The sequence below is a fragment of the Pseudoalteromonas sp. genome, from assembly GCF_041629635.1.
In the GTDB taxonomy this organism is placed as follows: Bacteria; Pseudomonadota; Gammaproteobacteria; order Enterobacterales; family Alteromonadaceae; genus Pseudoalteromonas.
In genome coordinates this window covers 24567-33982 of sequence record NZ_JBFKMX010000029.1, presented here as the reverse complement: position 1 = coordinate 33982, position 9416 = coordinate 24567, and the positions used below count along the sequence as shown (strand labels likewise).

Annotated in this window: 8 protein-coding genes and 1 pseudogene; 6 read left to right on the top strand and 3 right to left on the bottom strand. The window is 40.0% G+C overall.

From position 1 onward, the window contains the following. Nucleotides 1-501 (top strand): annotated as a pseudogene (prfC, locus tag ABYD77_RS06595) (peptide chain release factor 3); the annotation flags it as partial. Between the two features lie 386 nt (nt 502-887). After that, nucleotides 888-2630, top strand: a complete 1743-nt coding sequence (gene argS, locus ABYD77_RS06590; protein ID WP_372768201.1) for an arginine--tRNA ligase — start codon at nt 888-890, stop codon at nt 2628-2630. Nucleotides 2631-2949: 319 nt separating this feature from the next. On the opposite strand, the gene ABYD77_RS06585 is transcribed toward argS, so the two are convergent. Beyond that, complete coding sequence (locus tag ABYD77_RS06585; protein WP_372768199.1) at nt 2950-3873, bottom strand: hypothetical protein; 924 nt, start codon at nt 3871-3873, stop codon at nt 2950-2952. Nucleotides 3874-4198: 325 nt separating this feature from the next. On the opposite strand from ABYD77_RS06585, the gene ABYD77_RS06580 reads away from it, so the two are divergent. Then, nucleotides 4199-4930 carry a substrate-binding periplasmic protein gene (locus ABYD77_RS06580; RefSeq protein ID WP_372768197.1) on the top strand — a complete coding sequence of 244 codons (732 nt, stop codon included), beginning with the start codon at nt 4199-4201 and terminating at the stop codon, nt 4928-4930. Between the two features lie 24 nt (nt 4931-4954). Here the strand turns inward: ABYD77_RS06580 and ABYD77_RS06575 are convergent, their stop codons facing one another. After that, complete coding sequence (locus ABYD77_RS06575; protein WP_372768195.1) at nt 4955-5743, bottom strand: PhzF family phenazine biosynthesis protein; 789 nt, start codon at nt 5741-5743, stop codon at nt 4955-4957. Nucleotides 5744-6320: 577 nt separating this feature from the next. Here ABYD77_RS06575 and pdxH point away from each other — a divergent pair. Together pdxH and ABYD77_RS06565 are read left to right on the top strand one after the other, a co-directional pair. Further along, complete coding sequence (gene pdxH, locus ABYD77_RS06570) at nt 6321-6956, top strand: pyridoxamine 5'-phosphate oxidase (RefSeq protein ID WP_372768193.1); 636 nt, start codon at nt 6321-6323, stop codon at nt 6954-6956. 1 nt (nt 6957) lies between these two features. Continuing rightward, on the top strand, nt 6958-7737 hold the full coding sequence (locus tag ABYD77_RS06565) for a TatD family hydrolase (protein ID WP_372768191.1): 780 nt from the start codon (nt 6958-6960) through the stop codon (nt 7735-7737). Here the strand turns inward: ABYD77_RS06565 and ABYD77_RS06560 are convergent. After that, on the bottom strand, nt 7704-8321 hold the full coding sequence (locus ABYD77_RS06560) for an AhpA/YtjB family protein (RefSeq protein WP_372768189.1): 618 nt from the start codon (nt 8319-8321) through the stop codon (nt 7704-7706). The two genes, ABYD77_RS06565 and ABYD77_RS06560, sit on opposite strands and share 34 nt — an antisense overlap. An 83-nt stretch (nt 8322-8404) precedes the next feature. Here ABYD77_RS06560 and serB point away from each other — a divergent pair, with 83 nt between their 5' ends. After that, the gene (gene serB, locus ABYD77_RS06555; RefSeq protein ID WP_372768205.1) at nt 8405-9379 is read left to right on the top strand and encodes a phosphoserine phosphatase SerB; all 975 of its coding nucleotides are present in this window, start codon (nt 8405-8407) and stop codon (nt 9377-9379) included. Nucleotides 9380-9416 lie beyond the last annotated feature (37 nt).

Genomic DNA, 9416 nt, shown 5'->3' with positions numbered 1-9416 from the left:
ATTATTGGTCTTCATAACCACGGTACAATTCAAATTGGTGATACCTTCACGCAAGGTGAAAAGCTTAAGTTCAGTGGTATTCCAAACTTTGCGCCAGAATTATTCCGTCGTATTCGCTTACGCGACCCGCTTAAGCAAAAGCAGCTACTTAAAGGCCTTATCCAGCTTTCGGAAGAAGGTGCAGTACAGGTATTTAGACCGCTGCAAAATAACGACTTAATCGTAGGTGCGGTAGGTGTACTTCAGTTTGATGTAGTTGTAGCGCGCTTGAAAGCAGAATACAACGTAGACGCCATGTACGAAGGTGTAAGTGTTGCAACAGCGCGCTGGGTAACCTGTGATGATGCGAAAAAGCTAGAAGAATTCCGCCGTAAGTGCGAAGTAAACTTAGCACTCGATGGTGGTGATAACCTAACCTATATTGCGCCAACCCGTGTTAACTTAAACTTGTCGCAAGAGCGTTATCCGGAAGTTGTGTTCCATCAGACGCGTGAACACTAATTTTTACGTCATAAATTTGCGATAGCGTCATTGCTATCGTATTTTTCGTTAGTCATTTAGCGAACTAAACTCCTAGCGAAAAATACTCTGCGGCTTTGCTCTCGCAGCATTTATTTAGTAAAAAGTGAAGATATGATGGGTGATTGATAAATTGCCGATGAAAAGATGAGTGATAGCGTCATTGCTATCGTATTTTTCGTTAGTCATTTAGCGGACTAAACTCCTAGCGAAAAATACTCAGCGGCTTTGCTCTCGCAACATTTATTTAGTAAAAGAGTTAAGTTACATTGATAACCTGATGTGTGTAGTTATCAGTTTTAAAACGAATAAAAATGACATGGCATGGTTGAGATTACTCCCAAGCGGTGTGCAATAGGAAATAGAGAATGAATATTCGTCAGATATTAGTAGAAAAGGCCGTTGCAGCCATGGTTGCAGCAGGCTTACCAGAAGATACTAACCCAGCGGTAACACAAAGTACCCGCCCGCAGTTTGGTGATTACCAAATTAATGGTGCAATGGGGGCTGCGAAAAAGTTAAAAACGAATCCGCGTGAACTTGCACAAAAAATTATCGACAATCTAGACGTAAGCGATATTGCTTCACACACTGAAATTGCAGGCCCAGGCTTCATTAATATTCACTTAAAGCCAGAGTTTTTAGCCGACACGCTTGTGTCTGCCAACCAAGATGAAAAATTGGGTGTAGCTGAGCATGCTAGCGCACAAAACGTGGTAGTAGATTACTCATCACCAAACCTTGCAAAAGAAATGCACGTTGGTCATTTACGCTCAACGATTATCGGTGATGCGGTAGTACGTGCACTTGAATTCCGCGGCGACAAAGTAACACGTCAGAACCACGTTGGTGACTGGGGTACGCAATTTGGTATGTTGATTGCGCACCTAGAAGACTTACTTAACCAAGGCGTTGATCTTGAATCAGTTGCTTTAGCTGATTTAGAAACCTTCTACCGCGATGCGAAAAAACGTTTTGACGATGAAGACGGTTTTGCTGATAAAGCACGTGACTACGTAGTTAAACTGCAAGGTGGCGATGCACACTGTGAAAAGCTGTGGAAACTGTTTATTGATACGTCAGTAAAACACTCTGAAGAAGTGTACGCAAAACTAAACGTTACCCTTAAGCCTGAAGATATTAAAGCTGAAAGTGCTTATAACGATGCGCTGCAAGGTGTTATTTCTCTACTTAAAGAAAAAGGCATTGCCGTTGAAGACCAAGGTGCACAAGTGGTATTCCTTGATGAGCTTGCAAATAAAGATGGTGAACCATCTGTATTTATCGTGCAAAAATCAGGTGGCGGCTTCTTATATGCAACTACGGACTTAGCAGCGTGTGATTACCGTTCTAACAAACTAGGCGCAGACCGTATTTTAATTTTTGTAGATGCGCGTCAAAGCCTGCACTTCAATCAAGTTGAATTAACAGCACGTAAAGCAGGCCTGTTACGTGACGAAACAACCTACGAGTTCTGCCCATTCGGCACCATGATGGGTGAAGATGGTAAACCATTTAAAACCCGTACTGGTGGCACAGTTAAGTTAGCTGAGCTATTAGAAGAAGCAGTAAGCCGCGCAACTGACAAGTTAGCTGAGCGCGAGTCAGACCTAAGCGCTGAAGAACGCGCTGAAATCGCTCGTAAAGTAGGTATTGGCGCTGTGAAATACGCGGATCTTTCTAAGAACCGTACCAGCGATTATATCTTCAACTGGGATACCATGCTGAGCTTTGAAGGTGCAACAGCACCTTACCTACAGTATGCATATACGCGTGTGCGCAGTATCTTCCGTAAAGCAGGTATTGATGCCTCAAGCTTAAATGCACCAATCTCAATTGTTGAAGCGCAAGAAAAGGCGTTAGCAATCAAACTAATCCAGTTTGAAGAAGTGCTAGACCAAATGATTGCTGACGCGACGCCGCACGTTCTATGTAGCTACTTATATGAGCTTGCAAGCCTATACATGAGTTTCTACGAAGCATGTCCGGTACTAAAAGACGGTGTGGAGCCAGCTACCAAAGAAAGCCGCTTAATGCTGTGTAATTTAGTGGCGAAGACATTGGCAAAAGGTCTGGATCTGCTAGGCATCGAAGTAATGGAGCAAATGTAATCTACTGCATATGCTTCGTTTTGACAGCGTTACATAAAGTTTTTTACCGAATCACATACTAAAGTATGCTCAGCGGCTAAAAAGCTTTATGTGCCTTGTCAGTTCCTTGCCTATTTGTAGGGCATTGCTTCCTATTTTGCATTAATACAGTGTCAGGTTTTTAATCTACCCCAATCACATAGTGCACTATGCTCATGGGGCTAGATTAGGACTTATCTACAAGATGCTTCTTTGTCTAAATGCAAACCATTTTCAAGTGTTTTTTTGATTCTTATCACTTTCAACATAATAAAACATATATAGTTTTGTGAGAGATATCCTAGCTTTTATTTCTTTTTCCTATGTCAGACTTAGCTGCTTGCTCGATGATTTGATCTTTTTCATCTTCGTCAATCAGACCTTCCTGCCATACTTGTTCGGCTGCTTTCGAAACACATGAAACGTATTGTCCATGGCTTTTATAACTTGCAGTCACAGGGCAAGAAACAAGAACAAGTTGTGCTCCACTACAGCCAAATTCGTTTACTAACGCACCTTGTGTTGTTTCTGGGCAGAAATCTTGACTATCTAAAACTCCATCGTCATCAGAGTCAGGGTCGACAGTATTAATACGAATTGAATCAACAATTAAAGCATCAGAAATGTTATTTCCAGGACATGTGCCAGCTCTAAATATCACACCATCAATATCAGAAGCAGCTGTTTCTGTTAACCCTGTAAAGTTTGACAAAGGTATTGCTGCAGTACCGACTGAAGTTAAAGGGTACCAATAACCGAATGCTCCTGAGGAAGTATTTAGGGTAATGCCAATACCACCGCCATCAGCAGGCAGTTGAACTACATCAATCAAAATTTCATTGCTCAATGTTAAATTGAGATCAAGAGCTATTCCTGCCCCTTTATTTGGACTTGGAGACCAAGGGGTATCTACAGTTCCAATAGCAGAACCATACTGTACCGTTAGCTCACAAGCTGTACGCCCAAAAAAAGCAGCTGTATTTTGCTCAACAGTAATACGCGCTCTTCCTCCAAGGACACAAGAATGTCCATCCCTTGCATTTAACTCACGCAATCCTCCTAAAATATTCGGATCAGCATTTAGATTAAATACGTTATGACCACATGCTGTAAGTTGAATATCGCCAGAACTAAAATCATCGATCAAGACCTCGGTAGAAGCATAACAACTAATACTACTAAACATAAGAACAGTAAGAAATTGTTTAATTTTTAATGTATTCATGACATTACCTCAATAATTTGACAACAGCTGTGTCAGCATATAATTATCGTTTTAAATCAGTTAATTCTTAGGGGCTAATTTAAAACTAACTTAAGATTAGATTAGTTTTTAAAACTGTGTTTATTATTGTTGAGTTTTATGCATTAATATTATAACTAAGGCTTTTATATGTAAGTGGGTTATATTTAGTTTCTGTTTTTAATACATGTAATCCACAAAAAACATTTTTACAAAAAAGTCACGCTTAAATGAGAGTCGAAATGCGTAGCAGGCAAGTACACAATAATCATTTATACTAATTTTAAAGGCAATGTCAGGAAGAATCATGAAGTGGCTATTTCTTCTATTATTTTTAAGCGGATTTACATGGGCAGAGCCTGAAGAATTCACAGTTGTATTTGGTCAAAGTCGACCTCCTTACATAGATGAAATCAATCACGATGGCATTAGTTTGCGATTATTTAGTGCTGTTGTTAGTGAGTTAGGGTGGAAATATAAAGTGTTATTTGCATCCAATCAACGTATGCAATTCTTACTTGAACAAGGCAAAGTTAATATTGCCGTAGAAGTCCAACCCACGAATACCTCACTTTATTATTCCCAGCCTTTTATTGCTTATACAAATTATGCGTTCTATCACACTGATGTTGCGTTTTCTCTTAATGAAATGGATGACTTAAAAAACTTTAGCGTGTGTGCATGGCAGGGGGCCGCGCAAGATCTCGGTATTGATAAGTGGGCTTCAAACACTAAAAATTACAATGAGTACTCGATTCAAAAATGGCAAGTTTTAGATTGGTTGAACAAACGCTGTGAAGTTATGTTGATTGATGAGAGTGTTCTTAAATGGCATTTAAAACAACTAAATGCAAGGTGGAGTAAATCTAATCCTACTATTGAGAAAAATAACTTTAATAAAGTTCTGCTCCCAACTAACCAAAATCCACTGTGGTTTTATGTAGGGTTTCGCGATATTAAATACAGAGATGCATTTAACAAGCAATTAACTCGTCTTAAGCAGATAGGGGAATATGATAAAATTCGCCGCGATTTTTAACTGCCCAATATCTCAATCACCTTTTTAAATATCAATAATGATCTTACCTTTCATATAATCAGATGCTGAACCTTGTAGAATCACTCTGTTACCTACTAATTCGCAAATGACAACACCTGTGCGTTTAGATAATTGACAGGCAGTTAACTTCGTTTTGCCAAGTCTCTGACTCCAAAAAGAGGCCAGTTCACAATGGGTTGAACCGGTAACTGGATCTTCATTAACGTGTAATTTTGGAAAAAAACTACGACTTACGAAATCGAACTCTGCTCCTGCTGCGGTGACTGAGACCCCTCTTAAATCGAGTAAGGCTAATTTGTTAAAATTAGGTGTAATATTTTGCACTTGATATTCATCTTCTAACTCTACAATGTAGTCATATGCAACATAAACAGCTTTAGGCACTATTCCAAGAGCATCAATTAGAAGTGTCGAAGTGTCTACTTTAGAGGGGGTTACACTTGGGAAATCCATTAGATAGCCATCCTCAGATTTAGAGACAATCAATGAACCGCTTCGCGTGTGAAACTCAATAATGGAATGTTTGTGATCTAGATGTGTGAACAATACGTGAGCTGCAGCAAGTGTTGCATGACCGCATAAATCCACTTCTTCTTTTGGTGTAAACCAGCGTAGAGAGTAAGAATCACCTTGATCAACAAAAAAGGCGGTTTCAGATAAATTATTCTCTTCAGCAATCCGTTGCAAAATATCATCTGGAAGCCAGTAGTCGAGTCTGCAGACTGCCGCTGGGTTTCCTTCGAATACGCGTGAAGCAAATGCATCAACTTGGAACAAGTCTATTTCTATCATTTGGACTCTCTCTACTCATACGCTCTTCTAAATTAAAGACTAAGGCTTAGTATTAAGTATGGCAAATTTTAGTTATTCATAATTAAGCATATTTTTTTTAAGTATATGGTTCACTGACCTTTGTTCAATAGTATAGCTACGAGATAGCATCGCTTAATCACGGCGTAAATAATGCTGTTTAGTATCTATATAAGTTATTTTCATGGTATAGAAAGGCGGTTTTGGCCAGTGACCAAAGTGCAATGGCTACTTATTGCACTATCTGCATTGATATTTCCCAATTTAGGGGAACTAAACTACGTTCGTGCTTTGCTCTCGAAATAAACATCCTATTGTCGAAAATATCAACAAAGATAAACAGGCCAAGTGACGGATAATTGCAATTTCATTGGGTCTTTACAGTGAGTATTGTTAATGACTTTGAGCTTCATCAGATTTAAAACAGCAATGATGATATATTGAGTGAAATAACCTTTCGTCTTGCGATTATTTTAAATCAACAATATAACCAATCTTTATTGGTATTTTACACGTATCTGTTTACCATAGGTTTATACAGTATCTTCTGGGAAAGATGATGAAAATTGATGATATTCGCCGTGAGTATTTAAAGGATGGTTTGTCTGAAGAAATGTTATTAGACAATCCAATTGAGCAGTTTGAAGCTTGGTTGCAAGTTGCTGTAGACGCTAAACTCGATGACCCAACTGCTATGGTGGTGGCAACGGTAGATAGTAGCGGTCAGCCATCGCAACGTATTGTGTTATTAAAAGATGTAAATCCAAATGGTTTTGTCTTTTTTACCAACACAGAGTCACGCAAGGCGCAGGAAATCGCGGGTAATAACAAGGTGTGTTTGCATTTTCCTTGGCATAGTTTAGAGCGCCAAGTGATTGTTTATGGTACGGCAAAGCCATTATCAAATTTGGCGGTAACGAAATACTTTTTATCGCGTCCAAAAGAGAGTCAACTTGCAGCGTGGGCATCGGCGCAAAGCCGCCCTGTATCATCGCGCAAAGTGCTGATGGAAAAATTCCAGCAAATTAAAAGCAAGTTTAGCGAAGGCGAAGTGCCACTACCGTCATTTTGGGGGGGCTATTGTATTGAACCTCATCAAATAGAGTTTTGGCAAGGTGGTGCAAACCGTTTGCACGACCGCTTTATGTATAAACTTGAAGATGGTGTGTGGACTAAGCAGCGCTTAAATCCATAATATGACGTTTTTTGATACACATTGTCATATCGACTTTGCAGAGTTTGAAAATGACCGTGACCAGGTGTTAGCAGATGCTGCGCAGTATAATGTGTCTTGTATCCTTGTGCCGGGTGTTAGCTTGGCACTTAGCGACAAGGTACTTGCTCTTGAGAATACATTCGACATAACTTTCTACAAAGCCCTTGGGCTGCATCCTTATTTTTTAAATGAGCATCAAGAGGGTGATTTTGAGCGCCTCGCAACGCTTGCTCGAAACAATCGGGAGGTATTGGCTGCGATAGGTGAGTGTGGTATTGATCGCTCTATCGACAATCTTGAATTGCAGCAGCAGCTTTTTTCGCAGCATATTGAACTTGCAAACGAATTATCACTTCCTATGGTGGTGCATCACCGAAAAAGCCATGACTTAATTGCCGAAGCATTTAAAACGTTAAAACCACAATGTGGTGGCATTATCCATGCGTTTAGTGGCTCAGCGCAGGTGGCGAATTACTATATTGAGCTGGGGTTTAAATTGGGCGTTGGTGGCACAATTACTTATTTGCGAGCACATAAAACCCGCGATGTGATTGCCAATATGCCAATTGAGCACTTAGTGCTTGAAACTGATGCGCCATCAATGCCGCTTTATGGTTTTCAGGGGCGGCGTAATGTGCCTTCGCAGATTATACGTGTATTTGATGTTTTGTGTGAATTAAAAGGAGTGGAAACGCAAAGCGCAAGAAAAATACTAGCCGAGCAACTTTATGCTTCTTCTTGCTCTGTATTTCGAATATAGCGCTTTACTTGCCAGCGTTTAACCTTACGGGCGAGTACCCAAGTTAATATTACACTTAAAATCAACATTAGGGCGATCTGTTTGGTTACTTGATGAAGATATTCATGCCCTTCACGGATCGCTGCAGGAAAGGTATAAGTAAGTCTCACAAAGCCAATGCGTTTACCTTGATCAAACACGTCACTTATTACTGGTGTTGCTAACTTGGATAAGCCGGGCAGAGCACTGGGTGTTTCCAGTAAGTCTTGGTATGATGCTGCAAAATTGCTTTGCGCAAGTAAATTACCTTGTTTATCGAAGATTGCAGCGGTTTGAATAAATTCATCTTGTGCAAAGTTGTTTACTAGGCGATTGAGCATCTTGTTATCCGCCCCCTTTATTGCAAAACGTGCTCCGAGAGCGAGTTGTTTTGCAAGCCCTTTAGCGGTCGCTTTGCTTTGATTATTTAGGACTTGATGGCCTTTAAAACTGGTATTAAAACCAATGTGTGTAAGCGCAATTAGGCATATCGCAGCAATCATTAAGCGCGATATTCTCTGATATGTAGAGGCGAAAGCCGGATTGCGGTCTTGGTTTTTTTTCATATTGCTCAATGCCTTTTGGACAGTGTGCTGTTTTCTTGGTTAAATTGCAACAACACAAAAGTCTAGCTGTAAGAGAGTCAGTGATGTTTAAAAGTATGGTGGAATTTGAGCAACTTTTCTCAAATATTGAAATTAATAAATGGCATTTAGTTGCTGAAAATGGCATTCAAGAAAGTGCAACTTGTTATGTTTTACTTACGACAACCCAACCAGCTCTTAAACTAGGACACGAGTTAATTGCAACACTTCAGACTTTACCGGTAGTAAAATTAGCAAAAATTTCACCGCACGCAGATTTACCTAATGCATTTGCTTTCTATGTAAATGCTGTACAGGAAAACGTGAAAGAAGTACTTAAAGACTTTTTAACCCCCGATGAAGTGATAGAGGTGAATGTATTTTCACAGGCTCCTAATATCAATCATCCTGGGCTGTTAGTCATGGATATGGACTCGACAGCTATTCAAATTGAATGTATAGATGAAATAGCGCGTTTAGCCGGTGTATATGATGAAGTTGCTACTGTCACGCGACAAGCAATGCAGGGGGCATTGCCGTTTTCAGAAAGTTTACGAAAGCGTGTTGCCAAGCTTGAAGGTGTATCGCTCGAATTAATGGCACAGTTAAAAGATAACTTACCATTAATGCCGGGGGTAAAAGATCTGTGTCAGTACTTAAAAACAAAGGGCTGGAAATTGGCGATTGCATCAGGTGGTTTTGTGCCATTTGCCGAGCGCGTTCAAAATATTTTAGAGCTCGATGCCATTCACGCCAATACGTTAGAAGATAACGGTTTTGAATTGACTGGCAAAGTGCTTGGTAAGATCGTTGATGCTGAAGAAAAAGCCCGATTTTTAACCCATTATGCAAGTGAACTGAATTTACCTATTTCACAAACTATTGCGATGGGTGATGGCGCTAATGATTTAGTGATGATGGCAGCAAGTGGTCTTGGTGTGGCTGTGCATGGAAAACCTTTAGTAGCTGAAACCGCAGATGTGGCTGTCAACTTCGGCAGTCTATTGCAAGTACTGTATTTTATTAGTTTGCCAGAATAACTATCACAGAATAGCAAGGTCTGAATGAGTTGTCGTA

Excerpts from the sequence above, each read along its gene's own strand:
- ABYD77_RS06580 (WP_372768197.1), top strand. The coding sequence starts at position 4,199 with ATGAAGTGGCTATTTCTTCTATTATTTTTAAGCGGATTTACATGGGCA.
- ABYD77_RS06585 (WP_372768199.1), bottom strand. The coding sequence starts at position 3,873 with ATGAATACATTAAAAATTAAACAATTTCTTACTGTTCTTATGTTTAGT.
- argS (WP_372768201.1), top strand. The coding sequence starts at position 888 with ATGAATATTCGTCAGATATTAGTAGAAAAGGCCGTTGCAGCCATGGTT.
- ABYD77_RS06560 (WP_372768189.1), bottom strand. The coding sequence starts at position 8,321 with ATGAAAAAAAACCAAGACCGCAATCCGGCTTTCGCCTCTACATATCAG.
- ABYD77_RS06565 (WP_372768191.1), top strand. The coding sequence starts at position 6,958 with ATGACGTTTTTTGATACACATTGTCATATCGACTTTGCAGAGTTTGAA.
- pdxH (WP_372768193.1), top strand. The coding sequence starts at position 6,321 with ATGAAAATTGATGATATTCGCCGTGAGTATTTAAAGGATGGTTTGTCT.
- serB (WP_372768205.1), top strand. The coding sequence starts at position 8,405 with ATGTTTAAAAGTATGGTGGAATTTGAGCAACTTTTCTCAAATATTGAA.
- ABYD77_RS06575 (WP_372768195.1), bottom strand. The coding sequence starts at position 5,743 with ATGATAGAAATAGACTTGTTCCAAGTTGATGCATTTGCTTCACGCGTA.